This window comes from Enterococcus sp. R12 (assembly GCF_058135755.1).
The window spans coordinates 1,373,841-1,392,890 of record NZ_CM176874.1; the positions used below are offsets into that span (position 1 = coordinate 1,373,841).

A 19,050-nucleotide genomic window follows, 5' to 3' on the forward strand; every position below is an offset into this window, starting at 1 on the left:
TTGTGAGAGCCGCTTTTTTGATGTGCTCAGTAAAAAAAGAAGAGAAAGGGGGTTAGCAGCTGCCATGCTAGAAAGATCAAAGAAACAGTTAACGCCCACTTCTTCATTTTTGGCTTAGGCACAACGGATTCAGGCATCAAATACACAAGGGAAAAAACCGTGAGAAAAAACAGCAGGGTCAGTGGTTGGACGACAAAGGTCAGCCAGTTCATAGGAAACGCTCCTTTCAAGAGGTTTGATGATTCTTTGTTATGATGTGGTAATTTACAATTTTATTATATATTTAATTATTCGGGAAGGCAATGTGTTCTAGGGGATCGCAAGTGTCGCAACGAAAGGAATCAGAGAGAAAGGCTTGGCATGCCGTAATCGGCGAAAAGTGATTTTTTCATCAAATCAGACTGAATAAGAATGAGTGAGGATGAATAATAAAAAAATCCCCTCAAAAGGGGATCATGAGCCGCAATCCTTACGAAGGGGATGAAAGGAGCTACTTCATAGGTATAGCTCGTCTTTGTTGTAGTCAAAAGAGTGTTCATTAAGAGGGTGTTTTGGCGCGAGCAAGGCGCAGCTGCAGTCAACTTTTTCTACTTCGCAAATAAAAAATATACCCAATCAGACTAGCAGAAATCAGGAAACCCATAAAATAAACGGTTAGTTTCATATCTGGCATGACATAGGAGTATTCTAATATTTTACAAACAAAGATAATCAAAGAAACAGTGATCGTTAGAGAAACCCACGTGAAACGCGGCAGTCGTTTGGTTAGGAAGACCAAACCTAACGAAAAAAAGATGACTGGTACCCAAAAGATCAAGCGAGCAAGTTGGATCATTTTATCTCTCCTTATTCTTTCTTATTTGAGTAAAAGGATAACGTAAATATTCATTTTTTTAAAATAATATCCATTGGTTGTGAAAAAAATAGTTAATAATCAGAAGGGTATGTGAAGACCCGCTAATGTTTTTAGTACCGCGAATAAACAGCATTTTTTTTAGAAAACGAGCATGCTTTTTATTACTTTAGAAAGTTTCAGCACATATTACAGACACCAAACACTGGATGATCGACAGCCACCACAGTCATCCCGATGTTTTTCTACAGACCGCAAAGGAGATGGAGGCCTTTCGTCGGGCACTGCTCGAACTGCTAGAAAAGTAGCAAAATCAACCACTGCACACAGAAACTTCACTACGATTTCCCAGCAGAATGATGAGATGCCTGGGGGCGTTTTCACTACTGAGTTATGCGGCATTTTCGTTTTACTAAGCATCTGTTTTCTTACGGATGCTTTTTTTCTGGTGAGCGTTTCGTTTCTCATTCGCTCCATCTTCCTTTACACTTTTAAGTAAGGTCATAACAAACGATGACAAATAAGAAGTAGAAATAATCAAGGAGGAAACGAGCATGTCAGAAAAAATCAACAATCCGTTAACGAAGTATTATGATGGCAAATTTGAAAAACAGGTGCAAGAAGCACCGGCGATTCAAGGAAAGATGCAGCCAGTACCTGATTGCGGGGAAGAAAGCTACTCAGGTTCAGACAAATTAGCTGGACGCAAAGCATTAGTGACCGGTGGTGATTCTGGTATTGGTCGAGCAGCAGCGATCGCTTTTGCCAAAGAAGGCGCCGATGTTGCAATCAACTATCTTCCTTTTGAAGAAGAAGACGCGCAAGAAGTCAAAGCAGTCATTGAAAAAGCTGGACGCAAAGCCGTCTTGATCCCAGGAGATTTGAAAGATGAAACCTTCGCTCGTCAATTGGTTCATGAAGCAGCCAAAGAATTAGGCGGGTTAGATACATTGGTTCTAAATGCTGGGATGCAACAAGCGGTGAAGGACATCAAAGAGTTGACTACGCAACAAATTCAAGACACCTTTACAACGAATATCATCTCGATGTATTGGACAGTCCAAGAAGCATTGGATTACTTACCAGCTGGTGGAAGCATCATCACGACCACTTCGATCCAAAGTGCGGAACCAAGCGCCCATCTTTTAGACTATGCAGCCACGAAAGGTGCCATTACTTCCTTTAGTAAAGGGCTAGCTGCGCAATTAAGTGAAAAAGGCATTCGGGTCAATACCGTTGCGCCTGGTCCAATCTGGACGCCACTTCAAATTTCTGGTGGACAACCACAATCTGCGATCCCAGAATTTGGTCAAAAAGAATTGATGAAACGTGCTGGACAACCAGTCGAATTAGCACCAGTCTACGTTTTCCTAGCCTCTGATGAAGCAAGCTATGTAACTGGTCAAGTGTACAGTGTAACGGGTGGTAGCTTCTTCGCTTAACAACCCCTGGATAAACTTGTAGGAAAAAAGCTCGAGCAAAGATGCTCGGGCTTTTTTTTTGGATGAAAATGGAATCGGCAGCTTACTTTCCTTGTTTGGCAAACATCTTGGACATCATCAGTTGATTGATCTTTGCAAAAACGGCTGCCCACTCTTGTTCGGCTTGCAGGTTAGACAGTAAGACTAATTTTTCGGAAAAAATCACTTCTTCATAACTATCGGTGATCAATAGATCGGCTGCTTCCATCTGGTTGACAAAAGTCACTGATGCTTTGGAATAAATCGAACGGATCCTTGTCTCGATCATTTGCTTCGTGCGGTATTGGATCGTCGTTTGAATATAGATCGACACGGTCGGGGGCGTATTCATCTGTGTTTCCAAATACAAAAGATGTGCAAGATAAGGCAACTGTGTCTGTTCAAAATACTCTTTGTCCAAGTCAGCAAATGGATACCTTTCAACATGGGTCAGTAAAAGCTTGCAGATTGCTTCATAGGTTTTGTCATTCGAAGGAGTGTTTTCGGTCAACAGCTGGTGTTCGAGCTGCCACACTTCCAGAAGATCGATGCCGATAATGATCGATAGATTGAAGACCAGCAGACAGCTACTTAATAGTTTTTCAAATTCGGCGACTTCTTGACTTGGAGCAAAGGTATCGTGCCAATCTTTGATCATTGCGGTGAAAAAGCGCACAAGATCGGTATCAGAATGTTTGATCTCTTGGATGATCGCTTGATTCTTCTCTTGGGGAATTACCCCTGGCAAAAAGACATGCAAAAAGAAATTTAAGTAAAGATATTCTGACTGAAGCGTCTTTTCTGAGGCATAATCGGCACTCAAAAAAAGCGATTCGAGGATTTCCTCTGGTAAAAAACAATAAAAATTCATCAATCCCATGTATTTTTCAGGGATCGCTGGCAAATATTTTTTCTGGATCGTTCGGCTGACCACTGCTTGCCAAAATGCAGCGAGTTTATTTTTCGTCAACGGGTCAAAGTGAGAAACAGCAAAGAACGCTGTAAACTCTTCGACATTTTTATGGGAAACGCTCGGCAATAGCCACAAATCAGCAGGCGCACTTTGGGTCAAGAAACTGTAGGTGAAAATACGGATATCAAGCTCTTTTCCAGCAAGAACGATGCGATTATTCAGGTCTGTTCGAATTTGGATTTGAAACTTTTCCAATAGTTGATTGATTTTCTTGATCAACCGATATATATGCGATTGGCTGACATGCAAATCCAAACATAATTGCGTCAAGGTCATTTGCGGGCGCCCAATCAAGTAGTGAATCAAGGTATATTGTGTGGAGTTGAGCAAATAATGATACATCAATTTTGCATAGAAAGGTTCATCGTCCTCTGCTCGCTCAACAAAATACTGATTGTAATGATTTTTTGAGAGAAGCAGGTGAGGGGAGAGCAGCTGCAAATCTTCATTTAAAAAATAAATATATTTTTGCAGACTTTTTTGTGGGATGTTCAAAACTTCTGACAGTTGGACCAATGTCACGCCATTGGAATTACAGACAACTTTGAAAATCTCTAATTTCTTTTCTTCTGCGGGAGAAATGAATTCTCGATACATAAGGGATTCTCCTTTTTGGCGTTTTTTTTACGCTAAATCTGTGAACCGTATGATAACCATGATGGATTATACTTATGATAGATGAGAATAGAATGAAAAAACACCAATTAAATTATTATTTTTTAAGGCTGTTTTTTTCGATCACCCTCGGTTTCTCATTAAAAAAAGTGAAGGAAGAGATGAAAATGAACAAAAAGGCAGTGATGTTAGGTTTGGTCGGAATGGGTTTAGGAATGGCGCCGACTGCGGCAGCTGCAGCAGAAGCGAATCCAACGGCTTCAATGACGAGTCAAGCAACGCTAACGATCGAACAAGGAATCTTGTCACTGGATCAGGTGACTAATTTTAACTTCGGTACAAGCAGTATTCAAGAGATCGCTACTGATGAACAAGTGATTCAAACAACGTCGAATGAAGTGACATCGATCACAGATTACCGTGGGCCAAATCAAGCTGGCTGGCAGTTGACGGCGCAATTATCGAAAATGACGAATGCGAGCGATAACGAGCTGGCAAATGCCAAAGTCACTTTAAATGGTACAACGGCTTCTGGCGATGCAGCGCTAGTCGCGGGCACCGAATTGATGGTAGGGGCAACAGACCCAACGCTGATTGCTTCTGCTAATGGCACAACTGGCTTAGCAACCAATGACTTTAACTTTTCCAATGCTTCATTAACCGTACCGAAGCAAAATGTGAACAGCGGCACTTATAGCGGCACGATCACTTGGACATTAGCGAACACGTATCAAGCAGAGTAGGAAAGAAAGGGCGACAATGAAAAAACAAATCAAGTGCTTCGTACTCATTAGTTTCTTTATCAGTTTGTGTTGCGTTACGAAAGTCACCGGTCATGCACAGACCACACGGTTCACTGTAACCCCTGAACTTCCCCAAAATCAAGTCAGTGACGTCACTTATTTCGACTTACTGGTAAATCATGAGACCGAACAGAATTTGACCGTTGCCCTTCATAACACGAGTTCGGAAACCCTTACGATACAAGCATCCGCACTGAATAGTTACACAGCTGCTAGTGGAATCATCGCTTATCAGGCAGCCGAAACAGCAGAGGATTTTGGCGGGGTGTCTTTCACGACCTTGATAAAGAAACCAAATCAAATGATTCAGCTTGGACCAGGGGAAACACGCCAAATGGTATTTCCTCTTTCAATGAATGACAAGCGTTTTACAGGTGAAATCTTAGGTGCCTTTTCTTTTGAAGAAGAACAAAAGGAGGGGCAAGAGACGGAGGAAACAAGTCTTACGTCAACCTATAAAATCGTCCAAGGTGTCCGCCTTCGCCAGCAGTTAGATGCGCTACCTGATCCTGAACTTTCCTTGATCGAAAGTGAGGCGATAGAAAAAGACGGCATCGCATCCCTAAAAAGCCGCATTGAAAATGATCAGCCAGTGGCTTTTGGGAAGATTGCTGTTAAGACTGTGATTCGTGAGCAAGACAGTGACAGGGTTGTGGGGGGATTTACTGCGGAAAGTTTTCAATTTGGCCCAAACTCTACACTGGATCTTTATAGCGCGTTTGATGAAGAAATTGTAGAGCCAGGAACCTATCACATTCAAATCGAGCTGAGTGCGCCACGTGGAACGTGGGTTTTTGAGGATAGCGTTACTGTTTCTCGCCCAGAAGCTGAATCGATCAATCGAAAAACGATCGTGGGATCAGGCTCTCTTCACAGCAACCGTTGGGTATATATTGTTGCAGTGGTCATTCTCCTGCTTATTTCCAGTCTATTGCTCCTGATGTATTTGCGACGAAAAAAATCAAAGGAAACAACAGAGCAGGAATGAGAAGACTTCATTTAAGCACTTGATCAAACAAAGCGGAGGATGACGATGAAAAAATTTCTTACGACACGTTTTTTACTTTTCTTCTTGTTAGGTATCGCCTTATGCTATACAGGAAACGCATCTGTTGCGGCGACCGTCGTTGAGCCAGATTTTGCGACGTTGCCGATCGATGAGACCTTGATCACTACGGTGGGGCAAGCTGGTTCTCCGCAAGGATCGGATGGCTATAACTATGTTCAGATAAATGATGGGGTGACATCAAATGTTAGTGGGGGCGTTTGGTTCAACAAAGCGGTTTCTTTTACCCGATCTTTTCGTTTAGAAATGGCTTTTTGCATTGAAAATGCAGCTGCTGATAGCGATGGCTTAGCTTTTGTCATGCAAAGCAGTGGCTTAAATGCACTTGCTCAACAAGCCGGTCCAACGATTGGTGTTTGGTCGAATGTAGGGGGAACCGACCCACTGAATACCGGGGCGATTCCGCAAAGCTTTGCCATCGAATTCGATACTTACTACAATTCTGGTAGTCTGGGTTTCCATGGTGCCATAGATCGTGATGCCCCCAATAGTCATCATATCGCATGGAATTTTCCAGGTTCAAATGAAGCCTATACGACAGAAGGTTGGTTGCCGACATACAAGGTCGTCAACCATCTTGATCCTGTCGCTGTCACCAAGATTTCTGATAGCCAGTGGCATACGTTTACCGTTACTTTCGATCAGCCCAATCAAACCTTGCATTATTCTGTCCCAGATTTTGGGGTCGATGTCACGGTACCCGTGGATGATACGTTCAAAACGAACTTGAACTTGACCAACAATGCGCCAGTTTATTTTGGTTTTACTGGTGCTAATGGTGGAAATGTCCAAGAAAAAGCAGTGGCATTCATTGATGTCGAAGGCTTGGTTGATATGGAATTGCGTACAGGCGTATTTGAACGTGACACCAACAAGCTGTTGCTAGATACTGAGACAGCTCTGAGTCAACCACCAGTCGTTGATGCGCAAAAAACAATTACTTATGCCACGTATCTTTCTTATAAGGACACCAGTGATTTAACGGAGTTGGAAGCAGGCATCAAGCTGCGTTCGTTTCTTCCAGAAGGCTTTTCTTTAGTCGATGAGACAGTGTATTTCGGTGGTCCTGATTTGATGGTAAATGGTATGCCAGAAGGTGGCACGCCGATTGATTTTAGTGTTGAAGCTGGTGAGTTGGTCGCTACCCTACCTGCATTAGCCAAAGGGAATGACTATCTGATCCACTATTCGATTACCTATACGGGGGCGCCGCTCAATGAGAACTTGAATCAAACAGTGCCTGTGCAAACGACCTTCCAAGGGAATGCCTTTGTATCGAGTCTCGTATCTGGCAGCCCTGAGACGCATTCCTACACAATGACCGGTGTGTTTCCGCCCACGCTGACAACGGGTGTGCCTACCTTAGCAGAAGCGAAAGAAACCCAGCAGATCGTGCGGGAAAATCGTTTGTGCTTTACCCCGATTACCATCGATGACCGCAATTCAACGCAAGCACGCTTGTATGTTACGGATTTTTTTACGGAAGCAGAGACGGTGACGGAGGCAGATTTCTCAGAAACAGCTCAGATAGAGCGTGCCACATTGGCAGATCCCTTTACATACACGTTGGAACGAGATACCGCGAATCTGGAGCCGGGAACCACTTATTATCTTGCTGCTTTTGTGATCGATGCAGAAGGAAATCAATCAGAAACCCATTATTATGGCATTGATTTTCGAGGCAGTGTACAATTTCTCAGTGCGCCGGAGTCGATCAACGGACCGACAATCAATGTAAATGAGCTCGCACGATCGATCCGAAGTGATGGCTTTGCCTATCTTCTTGTTTCGTTTGATCAAACCTCGGCACTGCTGTCTATCAGCAACAGCAGTGAAGGGACTTGGCAGCTTAGTGGGCAAATGACTGATTTCTTGCAAGACCAGCAGCAGTTGGCCAAAGAAGTCCAATTCGTGATCTATGATCCGCTCGACGATCACTTGGTGGCAACAGTTACGAAAGAAGAAACGATCCTTTTTCAGCAGCTTCCCGACGGCGAGGCTGATTTAACCCTTGCTTTAAATGAATATAACTGCTATTTACGATTTGTTCCTGATTTTGATTTGATTCAACCGGGGACGTATACTGGTACGGTCAATTGGCAGTTGGAGAGTACGATTGTAGACGAATAAAAAAAACGCCAATACGGCGTTTTTTTTATAAAAGTTCTCAGTCGATCATTGCTAACTTTGTCGACTTTTCGCAATTTTTAAAACTAATGATAGGCCTGCTAAAGCAAAACTGCCGTATTTAACGAATTTTTCCAAGGAATCTAAAGTTTGCTGTTTTTTGCGTTTGCAGTCCGGACAGCTTTTTTCATTGCCAGTTAACTTCTTGCCGCATTTACAATGGTTCTTCATCTTTGCTCCACTCCTCGTCTCGTTTATTTTGATGACTTTCTCTACTTTAATTATACATGTTGCTGAAGGTTCTGTCTGAGATTATGCTGTCTCCGTTTTTTGTGAAGGACAATAAGGGCTGCTGGTTGTTTGTTTCAAATCGATCGCTGCTAAAGGATGCGATCTTTGGCGGCTGATTTTTCGTATAAAAGAGAGGCAATCTATCTAAAAAAGGAGGGAAATCTGACAAATTTCTCATTTTCAGATGTTGCTGATTCGCTTTGCTTATCAGTTCAGCAAAATTTTGCTATTGTGGAGTAAGATTGAGGAATCAAAAAACGACTTCTCCTTTTTTTCTTGATTCTATCCTTAATCTGAGAACGAAAATCACCGATAGTATGCTATATATAGGAACAGGGAGCCATCCTTGACGATGTCGAATATGGCATTTGAATGAAAGGATTGATGAAATAAGTGATTTCTTCAATAATCTATACGGACACAAAGGCTTATTTGGATAAGGTGGTCGATCAAGCACTGTTGGATTTGTTAAAATCTGATTATCCCAAAGTCTATGATCATGTACAACAATTGATTGCTAACTTTGAAGAAACGATTCAACAAATTGATCACTCAAATTTTTGGCAATTGATGCCAGAGATTTTAGGCTATGATTCACGCTTTGTCTTGTTGAACTCGTTGCAATTGTCAGAAGACAAATTTTTGACGGAAATCGAGGTTATTCAGATGATCGAACGCGATTATCCGAATTTGAATAAAGAGTTTTGTGGCTATTCCTTAAAAGAAAAAGAGCACGAAAGCCTGATCTTCAACATCCAATAAGCGGTTCTTCTTAGGATCACTTGATAGAAAAGAAAGCGACTAGCGCATCTAGTCGCTTTTTTTTTATGGAGAAGAAGGAGAATTAAACGTGTTATTTATCATTAAAATAAAAATTATTTTGAAATTATGAATAAAATAGATTATTATTGGTATATAATCCTTTTAGTGAAAGAAAAAACAATCGTAAAATGAAGAGGATAGATAGATTATGTCAATAGCTGCGATTGTTTTGATTAGAAAATAAGAACCAGCCTGATTGGCATGGAAAGGAGCAGTTATGGATTACTTGAGTTTTTCAAAAAAAGAGTGGGAAGTCTTAGTTTGTTTTTGGGCTGTGGATGAGCCGCTATGCTGTACCGAATTTAGTGAACGCTTCGGCTTGAATCGCAACACGTCATTGTCAGTGATTCGTAAGTTAGTCAATAAAGGGATACTTGAGATCGCAAGTATCAAGATGAGTGGGTCAGTTTTGGCTCGTCGTTTCCAACCAGCCGTCACCGAATTGGAGATTTTGCAAAGTGGTTTGACGGAGGAACAAATTTTTGAACTGGTAAAAATTGCGATCAAAAAAATTGAAGACCCAGAACAATTAACTCAGTTGCGAAATGTTATTGGCGAATTGAAAACCAAAGCTTCGTAGGTCATCCGTTTTCTTCGCTGTTTGTTAGTGAAGGCTTAAAAGATAAAAAAATGATCCGCTGTGAAAACAGCGGATCATTTTTCTTGTTCTTGAAATTTTTGGACCATTTTGGTCGTCAATTCGTGGAGGACTGACAGTTCTTCCGGTTCAAGGGGCAAGAATTCCGTTACTTTGTAGGGGATCTCTAGCGCTTGTTCATGGAGTCCTTTGCCTGAAACAGTCAATGTGACCCGCAAGGAACGTTCATCGTCTTGATTTCGATTTCTTACTAGGTATCCTTTTGCTTCAAGCTTTTTTAAAACCGGTGTCAGTGTGCCAGAATCGAGACATAATTGCTTCCCCAATTCTTTGACACTGATCGCTTCATCTTCCCATAACACCAACATCACTAAATATTGGGTATAGGTCAAATTCAACGGGTCCAGTAAGTCTTTGTACTGTTTGATAATTTCTTTTGAAGCGGCGTATAGAGGAAAACACAATTGGTTTTCTAACGCTAAGACATTCATGTTTTCACCCCTTTTTCTAACATCCGCCTCTTATCATAGCTGTTTTTTCAACGAAAGTCTACTCGCTAACGGCTTTGACAGTCACTTCAATGTTGCCAGCTGTAGCTTTTGAGTAAGGACATACGGTATGAGCGATTTCAAGCAATTCTTGTGTTTCCTCTGTTGATAAACCTTCGATTTTACCTTCGATCTCAACGCCTAAAACAAAGCTTGAGTCACTTTCTGCATATAGGGTCACTTGTGCACTGACAGTCGAAGCACCGTCGATTCCTTTGTTGCTTTTCACTAATTCAAGGGCACTATTGAAACAAGCACTAAACCCAGCCGCAAAAAGTTGTTCTGGATTGGTGGCATTTTCAACACGTTTGCCAGGTGCAGTAATATTTAGTTCAAATGAATGATCGGGACTATGAACTTCTCCTGAACGGCCGCCAGTATTGATCATTTTTGTCGAATACATTTTTTTCATCATTTCTTCACTCCTGATTTTTATATTTTGTACAATTAGATTGTATGCAATTTAATGAGGAAATGCAAGGAATTGGTTTTCGTTCTATGTTTTTTTTCTAAAAAAAAGCGGAATCTGCATAAGTTTACTGTTCTCTTGGGTGAAACGTGCTATCATAGTTAGTAACACTTGTAATAGATTAACAAATGAGTTTGAAGCTTCAAATTTACTGCATGAAGGCAAAGAGGGTGAAAATCATCGTAGATTATATGGAAAAACGAGCGGTAGGGCGCTATTTTCGATCGTTGACGGATCATTATTCAGGCTATATACGGCTTTATGGCACCTATACAGAATATCGGGTGATTGCAGGGATTCCTGCTGAAAATGTCATGTTAGAGATTATCGGGGTTGAAAACGGTGTCTTATTGACCCGTGTAAACAATACATTATTTGAAAATGGAAGAGGGTTTTTACAATGATCATTATCCAAATTATTTTAGTTATCTTCGTATTAGTGATTTTGATTTGGCTGATTGCAAGCACTGCTGTGATCGTTCGTCAAGGGGAAGTCAAAGTTGTCGAAAGTTTTGGGAAGTACGTTCGAACGTTGGAACCAGGGCTTCATTTTCTTGTTCCGATTTTGTATACAGTTCGAGAAAGAGTGTCCTTGAAACAGATTCCTTTGGAGATCGAACCCCAAAGTGCAATCACAAAAGATAATGTAATCGTTCAAATTGATGAAGCAATCAAATACCATGTCACAGATGTGCGTGCCTTTGTCTACGAAAATGAAAACTCCGTTGTTTCAATGATCCAAGATGCCCAATCGAACTTGCGGGGAATCATCGGGAAAATGGATTTAAATGAAGTTTTAAATGGAACTGAAGAAATCAACGTGGCTCTATTTACTTCGATCAAAGACATCACTGCTGGCTACGGGTTAGCGATCGACCGGATCAATATCGGAGAAATCAAAGTTTCCCAAGAAATCATTGAATCAATGAATAAATTGATCACAGCTTCAAGAGACAAAGAATCCATGATCACAAGAGCCCAAGGGGAGAAATCTTCTTCAGTCTTAAGTGCCGAAGCCAAAGCTTCGCAAATGACGATCGACGCGCAAGCTCGGGCAGAACAAACCCAAATCGATGCAGAGGCGCGGGCAAAACGTGTACGGATCGATGCTGAGGCAGAAGCGGAACGAATCGCGAAAATCACTGAAGCTGAACGCAAACGGATTTTAGCTATCAATGAAGCAATCAAAGAAAGCCAGCTAGACGAGCGCTCCTTATCTTATCTAGGGATCGAAGCCTTTAAAGACGTGGTCAACAGCAATACCAACACGGTCATTCTGCCATCCAATATGACGGAACTAGGAAATATTCCAGTCGTCAAACAACTTTGGGAAAACGCACCATCTAAATCAGCAGAATAACTTTGAAGCGCAACAATTAAAAAAGCTCAAATGCTCCGAGAATAAACCGGCGCATTTGAGCTTTTTTATTTCGTTTTGTCTGCCGCTTGATTATCGACAATCAACAGGGCAATCATGACATAACCGATCCAACTGTCCCGAGAATATAAGATGTAGCGAGGGGACCAAGAAGCGGCATATTTCTGTTTGTATTCCCGCAATCCTTCAAAGGAATAGAAGCGAGACCCGAAGGTGTAAACGAGATAGGCGATCCGCTCTTGCAAGAAACTACTGCGGAAAGTACCAACATTGGCTAATGGTGCCATACCTAAATCGAATTGTTGGTAGCCTTGTTCTTTAAAATAATCAAACAGCTGAATAAACAAGAAATCCATCGTTCCGTTCGGGGCTTTTTCAGGATCGTGACGCATCAGATCAATGGAAGCTAAGCCTGTCTGATAAGTTGGCATAAAGGAGGCAAACGCGACGATCTCTTGTTGCTGATTACGGACAACTGCAGTTGGTGCGGTACTCAGATAGGATTCTGAAAAGAATCCAAGGGAGAACCCTTTTTCTTTCCGTCCATCTAGCCAGTTGTCAGAAATTTCCTTAAGGGTTGCAAAGGTTTCGGCTGAAAAGGGTGGGGTGAGCACATCAAAGGTAAAGCCTTCTTTGGTAATCTTGTTGTTCAATGCCCGCTGTCCTTTCATTTTCTTTCCTGAGAGGGTGAAGCTAGGCAGATCCACATAGGCTTTCTCACCGAATTTGATAAAGTCATACCCGAATTCATGCAGTAGCATCACCATTTCTTCACTACTTTCATAAAAGACTGGCAAGTAATTCCACTGATCCATCTCTGTTAGAAAGGTTTCCAGTGCCTGGAGAAAGTCTGCTTGCTTTCCAGAAGGATCCCCCATGACTAAGCATTTATTATTAAAGGTCGTAAATTGAAAAAAGACCGTCGGCTCGCCGATTTCTGGATAAACGTACACTTGCTTGTCTTTTAAATAGACAAGATGGCTATCGCTATTGCCGCCATAAGTGTTCAAAACATGCTTCACTTTATCGGTGGCGGCACTGACGCCGAGTTGGTGCTTTGGTCCCATCAAGTAGCGTGCAAACAGCAGCATCGCAACGGCGACGAATAAAATCGCAACGAAACCTTGGAGCCATAATTTTTCAGAAGGGAAAAGCAAAAAATCCATCGAATGGTGATGCGTCGGATGACGATTGATATGGGGCATGTTGTAGACCCCGATAATGACATAGAGAATCGTCAACGAACCAATCAGCAAACCATCGATCGTCAGCCATTCCCAAGCGAAAACCAGTTGCTTTCGGAATAACTCGCTTTTTGAAAAGATCATGATCGCCAGTAATAATAGAAGAAACAGCATGGTCGAAAAGCGGAACCCCGCAAAAATAGCATAGCCGATCGTTGCTGCAATCAACAAAAGCGTCGGCACATACGCGCGACTGACACGGGCAGAGATGCCGCGACCGGCAATCAAAAAGAGATAGCCGAGAAAGATACTCGGGTACTGCATTACAAAATTCAAGCGAATCGGATTGAGGTGGGCTAACCATTTGATTTGATCAAAGGCTTCTGGGATCGTGGCGGAAAGCACCAACATCGTTCCAGTCAAATAAAGCAGCAACACTTCGATCTTGTGGAACACTTCCAACAACAAGCTTTTTGGAATACCAGAAAAGCGCTGGTTGAGGGAGACACCGACATTTTTTGAGAAAAAAAGCAAACCGATCAAAAAGGGAATGATGTAATAAAACAGACGGAACAGCAAGAGCCAGGCAATGACACTTTCACGGGGAATCTGTAGTGAACCCATTCCCATGATCATCATGACATCAAAGGTTCCCAGTTCCCCGGGAATCATCGAGACGATCCCAATCACGGAAGCAGCGATGAAAAGCGGCAACAGTTGAAACACATCGACCGAGAGACCCATCAACAGACCCGTCGTAAAGAAGGCGGCAAAAACACCTAGCCATTCCAATAAGGAAGCGGCGATCAGCTGCAGACGATCGCGTCGTTGCAGCCCACCTAAGTAGGCATTTTTTTTGGAAAAACTAAGCGCATAGACGATTGGAAAATAAAGACTGCCGCCTAAAAGCCAGATCCAATACTGTTGGAGATAATCGGTCGTGGGACCGAAGAGGACGAATGCCAGCGCAGCAAGCGATAAAATCGAAAGACCAGACATCAAATAGATAAAAATCTTCGAAATGGCTTGGGCAACGTCTTTGCCTTTTTTTCCTTTGCCATAAAATTCCGACCGTAACCCGATACTGATGAAACCGCCAAAGCCGATCAAATTGTTCATGGTATTGATGATCCAGCTGGTTTCTAGTAAATAACGGCGATCAGGTTTGTCCCCTAGCAAGCGATTCAAGACGATATCATATAAGACCATGGGAAAGACACACAGTAAGCCAATGACAGCCATTAAAGCCACTCGCCAAAGGGATAGCTGCGCAAACAATTGTTTTAGTTGATCAATCGAGATCGTCTTGCTTAACGAAAGCAGCTCGCCGAACACGATCACGGCGACTGCAATTAAGAAGAGGGTTTTAAACAGTGAGCGGTGGTCGCGGAGCCAAGTAAAGATTCTCATAGTTATTCACCGACCTTTTCTAAAAAAGATAAAACTTTCGTATTAAATACTTCTGGATTTTTTCGTGCAAAACTATGTCCTTGTCCTTTGACGACGATAAAATTGGACTGAGGAATACTGTTTGCAATATAAAAAGAATGGGAAAGCTTGATCGAATCACGTTTGCCGACCAAAATCAATGTCGGCACACTGAGGTGATTCAAATCGGCTGTAGATAAACCGATTGGACGAAACAACAATCCCAAAATAGGCAGAAAGCCCCGCATGCCTTTGGAGAATGGGGAACAAAGCCAAACGATCAGATATTGCAAGACACTGCCGATTCGAGAAAAGAGCCTCACACCTCGCGGTTCCGTGTTGCCAGAGTTTAAAATCATGCAGCTGACATGCTCTGGGTAGAGATGGCAAAAGACCATCGCCAGATTGGCACCATCGCTAAATCCTAGTAAGGCGATTTTCGTTAGCTTTTCTTGCTGAATAATTGCTAAGAGATCTGTTGCCATTTTAAAAAAATCGATTTTCTTCTGCGTATTGGTGGATTTGCCATGTCCTCGACTATCGATTAAATACAGTTGATGTTTTTGACGCAAAGTGTCGACCTGCTTTGAGAAATAGGCACTGCTGCCGCCATTTCCGTGCAATAAAAAAAGAGGGCGTCCTGAACCGGTTTTCTCGTAATAGAGGACAGACCCGTCCGGTAAGGGCGCGTAACATTTTTCAACTTCCATTTTTTCACCTACTTTCTAAGAGTATACCTTGAAGTCAGGGACGATCACAAATATATCACTAGATAAAATGAGAAAAAATAACAATCTGCTCATCTTTTTTTTACCAGAAGTTCAGGAAAAGGCTTTTTTCTTTACAATGTAAAGAAAAATAATTGGTAAACATAATTAATTTGTTTTCAGAAAATTCTTTACAAATGGACGATCGTTGTCTATAATCGAACTAACTAATTGAGAATGATTTTCATTTACGAAAGAGAGGCTAGCCAATGACCACTATAGCAGATGTTCTGATTATCGGCGGAGGACCCACTGGACTCTATGCGAGTTTTTATGCTGGATTACGTGATCTATCGGTCGTATTGTTTGAAGCACAAGCCGAATTAGGCGGGAAGATCAATTTCTATCCTGAAAAAATGGTCTGGGATGTGGGTGCATTGCCGCCCACCAAGGGAAAGAAAGTCAAAGAACACTTGATTGAACAGGCCAAGTTGTTTGATCCAACGATCTATCTGAAAACGAAAATCATTTCATTGACCAAGGAAGACGACCTTTTTTATGCAGTGGATGACCAAGGGAGGACCCATGTTGGACGCACCGTTTTAGTCTGTATCGGCGGCGGTGTCGTTTCTCCGCAAAAATTGCCATGTTTCATCCATAATAATGTCGACAACTATATCCACTATCAGTTTCCTGACCAGCAAGCGATCCAAGGCAAGCATCTAGTGATCTCTGGCGGCGGTGATGCGGCAGTGGATTATGCGATCGAAGCAGTGTCTTATGGTGCCAAAGTCACCCTGTGTTACCGAGGAGAAAAATTGAAAGCTCATGAAGCACAAGTAAAGAAGATGAAAGCAGAAGGGATTCAAGTGCTGATGAATCACACCATCGATGGGGTGAATCAAGCCGAAACATTCAATATGGTTCTACGACTAAAAAACAGTGCCAACCATGAAACGATCGATTTTTTATGCGATCATCTACTGATCCAACACGGGTATGACCGTGACAGTGGCTTGTTAGATAAAGTCTCCTTTGATCTTGCACGCCATGAAGACTTTTACCTCAATTGCGAGATTCCTACAAAAACTAGCCATCCTGGTGTTTTTGCGGCGGGCGACATTCATTATTTCAAAGGCAAAGTGAATCTTTTGGCGGGAGCCTTTCAAGATGCTGCGCAAGCAGTCAACCAAATCAAACACTATTTAGAGCCGACCAGTGTCCCACAGGCGATGGTTTCATCCCACAATGAGAAATTCAGTGAAAGAAATCGCCAGTTGTTGGTGAATGAGTAGCCATGCTTCTTTGTGAAAGAAAAAGTAGAAAAAGCAGGAGTCCCTTATGGGTCCTGCTTTTTTGGTGTCCTCAGAACAGAAATTCGTTTCACTAGAAGTGAATGTTTGCCGCTCCTAAAAAATAAAATCTCTCAAATAAATGATGCAAACTGTGAAAATTTCAGCTATTATTTTCAAGTTGACTATTTGGAGGGGATGACATGAATCAAACAAGATACGCAGAATTAAAACAAGCAGAAAGAGGCGCCATCTTAAGTATCGTTGCTTACATTTTGGTTTCGATCGCCAAACTTGCCATCGGTCGTTTGGCAAACTCTGAAGGACTATGGGCAGATGGGTTGAACAATGCGACGGATATCGTAGCGTCGATCGCTGTCTTGATTGGTTTGCGTTTGGCTCAAAAGCCAGCAGATGAAGACCATAAATATGGTCATTGGAAAGCAGAAAACGTGGCGAGTCTCGTAACGTCCTTGATTATGCTGGCAGTCGGTCTGCAGGTCTTATGGTCTTCCATTCAAACGATTCTACTCGGAGAAACGCAAAGTCCCGATATGATCGCGGCAGTCGTCGGTATCATTTCAGCTATTTTGATGTATGGCATGTATTATTATAATAAGCGATTATCCGCTCGCGTAAAAAGCTCCGCTCTGCTAGCAGCTGCTAAAGACAACCGCAGCGATGCGTGGACGAGTATTGGAACTGCGATCGCTATTTTTGCCGCATCATTTGGTATCGGTTGGTTGGACAGTTTGACTGCGATCGTGGTAGCTCTTTTGATTATCAAAACCGCCGTCGATATTTTTCGTGAGAGTGCCTTTTCACTTTCTGATGGGTTTGATGAATCGTTAGTCGTGGAGTATGAAGCGGCAATCGCTGGTTTTTCTGAAGTGAAATCTGTCAAATCGATTCGAGGAAGAATGTATGGCGCCAATGTTTTTCTCGATGTCGTCGTGACGATGGACAAATCTTTGACGGTTGAAAAGAGTCATAACGTTGCAGATGCTATTGAAGATCTCTTAGCTGATCGTTTTCAGGTGTTTGATACTGACATCCACATCGAGCCTGCTACCGAATAAATTTTCTGGCAAAACCTTGATAGGACAAGGATGTAAACCACCCGTTTCCTGTTTGTAAACTGAAAAGTTCTTACGGAACCTGCTCATTCATGGCAAACTAGAGGTAACAAAGGAAGAAAGTAGGGAGCCCTATGAATAATAAGCAGGTAGTAGAAAATGAATTAGTTATTTCTTTAGATAAAATGGATGAAACAGAAATGATGGCACTTTGCCAACAATATATTGCGGCTATTGATGATAGCCAAGTCCTCTTCGCTTTACTGAAAAAAGTTCAAGCCTCAAAAGCAGCAGTAAGTAAATAAAAAACAAACCGGCATCTTATGCATTGATGTTCCCCTCAGCGAAAGCGAAAGGCGCATTGATCAACAGGAAAAGATGCCGGTTGTTTTTATTTTGTTTGAGTCTTTTTAAAAACTTTTAAAGGACGTTTAATAGTGCGATTAACCCATAGATGATCAAAGAGGCTATTCCTAGAGGAACAATGCGTCGGAATATAATCTCTTTCAAGCGCTTGCCTGCTTGTCGTTCTTTTTCATAGTTAGGATCATGGGCATGCGCTTTAAATTGCTGAGGAGAACGAGAGAAGATCAAGCCATTGGTCATCGATAAAACCCAGCCAATCAACGCCATGAAGAACGAAACAAAAATGATTGCCAGTAAAAGTAGTTGCAAGAGCTGCATCGTGTTGCTACCTCCTTTTCGTCACCATTTTTTCACTTCTAGTTTACCATCTTTTGAGACATTTTGGGGTCTTTGTTCCACGTGCCCTTTCTTTTTTTTCCCTATCCATTATAATAGAGATATTTATAAACGAGTTTTTGTTTCGTGCAGCAGAAAGAAGGGGTTCTTATGGCAATCACAAAAAAAATCGTTCAATCACCTGAAGATTTCCAAACGTTGGATCGTTTGATCAAAGAAATCTGGCCAGAAGTGTTTACACCTATCATTGGGTCCGATCAAGTCGCGTATATGCTGGCTCATTACCAATCACCAGCAGCGATTCAAAACGAAGTCCAGCAAGGAGCAGTCTATCTTTTGTTATTAGAAGGAGACCGAGCAGTAGGATATACAGCGTATGAAGAAACGCAGCAGCAGATTTATTTAAGTAAATTGTATCTCCATCAATCCACTAGAGGCAAAGGCTATGCCAGCCAAGTCTTTGATTGGTATGAGGAGATCGCCTCAGGCAAAACGCTGCATTTAAACGTCAACAAACAAAACCAGCAGGCGATCGCTGTTTATGAGCATCGCGGCTTTACGCGCGTTTCTGAACGCACCGTTGCGATTGGTTCGGGGTTTGTGATGGATGATTTTATTTATGAGAAGAAGATGGTTTGAAGGCGAAGGTGCGCAGCAA

The 19,050-nt window shown here is 42.2% G+C and carries 20 protein-coding genes; 12 read left to right on the forward strand and 8 right to left on the reverse strand.

The window, feature by feature from the left end:
* Window positions 1-26: 26 nt before the first annotated feature.
* Both ACTW1R_RS06270 and ACTW1R_RS06275 read right to left on the reverse strand, forming a co-directional pair.
* Entirely contained in the window at window positions 27-212 is a 186-nt protein-coding gene (locus tag ACTW1R_RS06270; RefSeq protein ID WP_311902296.1) for a hypothetical protein, read from the reverse strand.
* Window positions 213-577: 365 nt separating this feature from the next.
* Complete coding sequence (locus ACTW1R_RS06275; protein ID WP_489927529.1) at window positions 578-835, reverse strand: hypothetical protein; 258 nt, start codon at window positions 833-835, stop codon at window positions 578-580.
* A gap of 572 nt (window positions 836-1,407) precedes the next feature.
* Between ACTW1R_RS06275 and ACTW1R_RS06280 the strand changes: the two genes are divergently transcribed.
* Window positions 1,408-2,295 carry an SDR family oxidoreductase gene (locus ACTW1R_RS06280; RefSeq protein WP_005225682.1) on the forward strand — a complete coding sequence of 296 codons (888 nt, stop codon included), beginning with the start codon at window positions 1,408-1,410 and terminating at the stop codon, window positions 2,293-2,295.
* An 82-nt stretch (window positions 2,296-2,377) separates the two neighbouring features.
* Here ACTW1R_RS06280 and ACTW1R_RS06285 read toward each other — a convergent pair whose 3' ends face one another.
* The gene (locus tag ACTW1R_RS06285) at window positions 2,378-3,883 is read right to left on the reverse strand and encodes a helix-turn-helix domain-containing protein (RefSeq protein ID WP_375806338.1); all 1,506 of its coding nucleotides are present in this window, start codon (window positions 3,881-3,883) and stop codon (window positions 2,378-2,380) included.
* A 92-nt stretch (window positions 3,884-3,975) separates the two neighbouring features.
* Here ACTW1R_RS06285 and ACTW1R_RS06290 point away from each other — a divergent pair, with 92 nt between their 5' ends.
* The 5 genes from ACTW1R_RS06290 (at window position 3,976) to ACTW1R_RS06310 (ending at window position 9,590) form a co-directional block, all read left to right on the forward strand.
* Entirely contained in the window at window positions 3,976-4,644 is a 669-nt protein-coding gene (locus ACTW1R_RS06290; protein ID WP_489927530.1) for a WxL domain-containing protein, read from the forward strand.
* Window positions 4,645-4,660: 16 nt separating this feature from the next.
* Window positions 4,661-5,692, forward strand: a complete 1,032-nt coding sequence (locus tag ACTW1R_RS06295; RefSeq protein ID WP_489927531.1) for a WxLIP family cell surface protein — start codon at window positions 4,661-4,663, stop codon at window positions 5,690-5,692.
* A gap of 45 nt (window positions 5,693-5,737) precedes the next feature.
* The gene (locus ACTW1R_RS06300; RefSeq protein WP_489927532.1) at window positions 5,738-7,900 is read left to right on the forward strand and encodes an L-type lectin-domain containing protein; all 2,163 of its coding nucleotides are present in this window, start codon (window positions 5,738-5,740) and stop codon (window positions 7,898-7,900) included.
* Between the two features lie 681 nt (window positions 7,901-8,581).
* A complete protein-coding gene (locus tag ACTW1R_RS06305; RefSeq protein ID WP_015509452.1) occupies window positions 8,582-8,950 on the forward strand; it encodes a DUF7006 family protein in 369 nt (122 codons plus the stop codon).
* Window positions 8,951-9,227: 277 nt separating this feature from the next.
* Window positions 9,228-9,590 carry a hypothetical protein gene (locus ACTW1R_RS06310; RefSeq protein ID WP_005225688.1) on the forward strand — a complete coding sequence of 121 codons (363 nt, stop codon included), beginning with the start codon at window positions 9,228-9,230 and terminating at the stop codon, window positions 9,588-9,590.
* A gap of 74 nt (window positions 9,591-9,664) precedes the next feature.
* On the opposite strand, the gene ACTW1R_RS06315 is transcribed toward ACTW1R_RS06310, so the two are convergent.
* Both ACTW1R_RS06315 and ACTW1R_RS06320 read right to left on the reverse strand, forming a co-directional pair.
* Window positions 9,665-10,099: a MarR family winged helix-turn-helix transcriptional regulator gene (locus tag ACTW1R_RS06315; RefSeq protein WP_325845334.1), complete on the reverse strand. Its 435-nt coding sequence runs from the start codon at window positions 10,097-10,099 to the stop codon at window positions 9,665-9,667.
* Window positions 10,100-10,157: 58 nt separating this feature from the next.
* On the reverse strand, window positions 10,158-10,568 hold the full coding sequence (locus ACTW1R_RS06320) for an organic hydroperoxide resistance protein (RefSeq protein WP_034858106.1): 411 nt from the start codon (window positions 10,566-10,568) through the stop codon (window positions 10,158-10,160).
* 185 nt (window positions 10,569-10,753) lie between these two features.
* Here ACTW1R_RS06320 and ACTW1R_RS06325 point away from each other — a divergent pair, with 185 nt between their 5' ends.
* Together ACTW1R_RS06325 and ACTW1R_RS06330 are read left to right on the forward strand one after the other, a co-directional pair.
* Entirely contained in the window at window positions 10,754-11,029 is a 276-nt protein-coding gene (locus ACTW1R_RS06325) for a hypothetical protein (RefSeq protein ID WP_016620494.1), read from the forward strand.
* Window positions 11,026-11,985, forward strand: a complete 960-nt coding sequence (locus ACTW1R_RS06330) for an SPFH domain-containing protein (protein ID WP_016610357.1) — start codon at window positions 11,026-11,028, stop codon at window positions 11,983-11,985. The genes ACTW1R_RS06325 and ACTW1R_RS06330 overlap by 4 nt, the downstream gene beginning before the upstream one ends.
* Before the next feature lie 65 nt (window positions 11,986-12,050).
* Here the strand turns inward: ACTW1R_RS06330 and mprF are convergent, their stop codons facing one another.
* Together mprF and ACTW1R_RS06340 are read right to left on the reverse strand one after the other, a co-directional pair.
* Window positions 12,051-14,597 carry a bifunctional lysylphosphatidylglycerol flippase/synthetase MprF gene (gene mprF, locus ACTW1R_RS06335; protein ID WP_489927533.1) on the reverse strand — a complete coding sequence of 849 codons (2,547 nt, stop codon included), beginning with the start codon at window positions 14,595-14,597 and terminating at the stop codon, window positions 12,051-12,053.
* Window positions 14,598-14,599: 2 nt separating this feature from the next.
* The gene (locus ACTW1R_RS06340; protein WP_438712923.1) at window positions 14,600-15,325 is read right to left on the reverse strand and encodes an alpha/beta fold hydrolase; all 726 of its coding nucleotides are present in this window, start codon (window positions 15,323-15,325) and stop codon (window positions 14,600-14,602) included.
* Between the two features lie 266 nt (window positions 15,326-15,591).
* On the opposite strand from ACTW1R_RS06340, the gene ACTW1R_RS06345 reads away from it, so the two are divergent.
* The 3 genes from ACTW1R_RS06345 (at window position 15,592) to ACTW1R_RS06355 (ending at window position 17,995) form a co-directional block, all read left to right on the forward strand.
* Complete coding sequence (locus ACTW1R_RS06345; RefSeq protein WP_005225695.1) at window positions 15,592-16,617, forward strand: NAD(P)/FAD-dependent oxidoreductase; 1,026 nt, start codon at window positions 15,592-15,594, stop codon at window positions 16,615-16,617.
* A gap of 200 nt (window positions 16,618-16,817) precedes the next feature.
* Window positions 16,818-17,693 (forward strand): cation diffusion facilitator family transporter, encoded by an 876-nt coding sequence (locus ACTW1R_RS06350; RefSeq protein ID WP_005225697.1) that lies wholly within the window; start codon window positions 16,818-16,820, stop codon window positions 17,691-17,693.
* Between the two features lie 131 nt (window positions 17,694-17,824).
* On the forward strand, window positions 17,825-17,995 hold the full coding sequence (locus ACTW1R_RS06355; RefSeq protein WP_005225698.1) for a hypothetical protein: 171 nt from the start codon (window positions 17,825-17,827) through the stop codon (window positions 17,993-17,995).
* Between the two features lie 115 nt (window positions 17,996-18,110).
* Here the strand turns inward: ACTW1R_RS06355 and ACTW1R_RS06360 are convergent, their stop codons facing one another.
* On the reverse strand, window positions 18,111-18,374 hold the full coding sequence (locus tag ACTW1R_RS06360; protein ID WP_015509456.1) for a hypothetical protein: 264 nt from the start codon (window positions 18,372-18,374) through the stop codon (window positions 18,111-18,113).
* A gap of 168 nt (window positions 18,375-18,542) precedes the next feature.
* Between ACTW1R_RS06360 and ACTW1R_RS06365 the strand changes: the two genes are divergently transcribed.
* Entirely contained in the window at window positions 18,543-19,031 is a 489-nt protein-coding gene (locus ACTW1R_RS06365) for a GNAT family N-acetyltransferase (protein WP_074931759.1), read from the forward strand.
* The last annotated feature ends 19 nt before the right edge of the window (window positions 19,032-19,050 follow it).

What these genes read in the sequence shown, in the direction of transcription:
- ACTW1R_RS06310 (WP_005225688.1), top strand. Translation starts at nt 9,228, where the DNA reads ATGGATTACTTGAGTTTTTCAAAAAAAGAGTGGGAAGTCTTAGTTTGT.
- ACTW1R_RS06340 (WP_438712923.1), bottom strand. Translation starts at nt 15,325, where the DNA reads ATGGAAGTTGAAAAATGTTACGCGCCCTTACCGGACGGGTCTGTCCTC.
- ACTW1R_RS06285 (WP_375806338.1), bottom strand. Translation starts at nt 3,883, where the DNA reads ATGTATCGAGAATTCATTTCTCCCGCAGAAGAAAAGAAATTAGAGATT.
- ACTW1R_RS06365 (WP_074931759.1), top strand. Translation starts at nt 18,543, where the DNA reads ATGGCAATCACAAAAAAAATCGTTCAATCACCTGAAGATTTCCAAACG.
- ACTW1R_RS06355 (WP_005225698.1), top strand. Translation starts at nt 17,825, where the DNA reads ATGAATAATAAGCAGGTAGTAGAAAATGAATTAGTTATTTCTTTAGAT.
- ACTW1R_RS06280 (WP_005225682.1), top strand. Translation starts at nt 1,408, where the DNA reads ATGTCAGAAAAAATCAACAATCCGTTAACGAAGTATTATGATGGCAAA.
- ACTW1R_RS06320 (WP_034858106.1), bottom strand. Translation starts at nt 10,568, where the DNA reads ATGAAAAAAATGTATTCGACAAAAATGATCAATACTGGCGGCCGTTCA.
- ACTW1R_RS06275 (WP_489927529.1), bottom strand. Translation starts at nt 835, where the DNA reads ATGATCCAACTTGCTCGCTTGATCTTTTGGGTACCAGTCATCTTTTTT.
- ACTW1R_RS06325 (WP_016620494.1), top strand. Translation starts at nt 10,754, where the DNA reads ATGAGTTTGAAGCTTCAAATTTACTGCATGAAGGCAAAGAGGGTGAAA.
- ACTW1R_RS06295 (WP_489927531.1), top strand. Translation starts at nt 4,661, where the DNA reads ATGAAAAAACAAATCAAGTGCTTCGTACTCATTAGTTTCTTTATCAGT.
- ACTW1R_RS06300 (WP_489927532.1), top strand. Translation starts at nt 5,738, where the DNA reads ATGAAAAAATTTCTTACGACACGTTTTTTACTTTTCTTCTTGTTAGGT.
- mprF (WP_489927533.1), bottom strand. Translation starts at nt 14,597, where the DNA reads ATGAGAATCTTTACTTGGCTCCGCGACCACCGCTCACTGTTTAAAACC.
- ACTW1R_RS06290 (WP_489927530.1), top strand. Translation starts at nt 3,976, where the DNA reads ATGAAAAAACACCAATTAAATTATTATTTTTTAAGGCTGTTTTTTTCG.
- ACTW1R_RS06330 (WP_016610357.1), top strand. Translation starts at nt 11,026, where the DNA reads ATGATCATTATCCAAATTATTTTAGTTATCTTCGTATTAGTGATTTTG.
- ACTW1R_RS06315 (WP_325845334.1), bottom strand. Translation starts at nt 10,099, where the DNA reads ATGAATGTCTTAGCGTTAGAAAACCAATTGTGTTTTCCTCTATACGCC.
- ACTW1R_RS06345 (WP_005225695.1), top strand. Translation starts at nt 15,592, where the DNA reads ATGACCACTATAGCAGATGTTCTGATTATCGGCGGAGGACCCACTGGA.
- ACTW1R_RS06360 (WP_015509456.1), bottom strand. Translation starts at nt 18,374, where the DNA reads ATGCAGCTCTTGCAACTACTTTTACTGGCAATCATTTTTGTTTCGTTC.
- ACTW1R_RS06270 (WP_311902296.1), bottom strand. Translation starts at nt 212, where the DNA reads ATGAACTGGCTGACCTTTGTCGTCCAACCACTGACCCTGCTGTTTTTT.
- ACTW1R_RS06350 (WP_005225697.1), top strand. Translation starts at nt 16,818, where the DNA reads ATGAATCAAACAAGATACGCAGAATTAAAACAAGCAGAAAGAGGCGCC.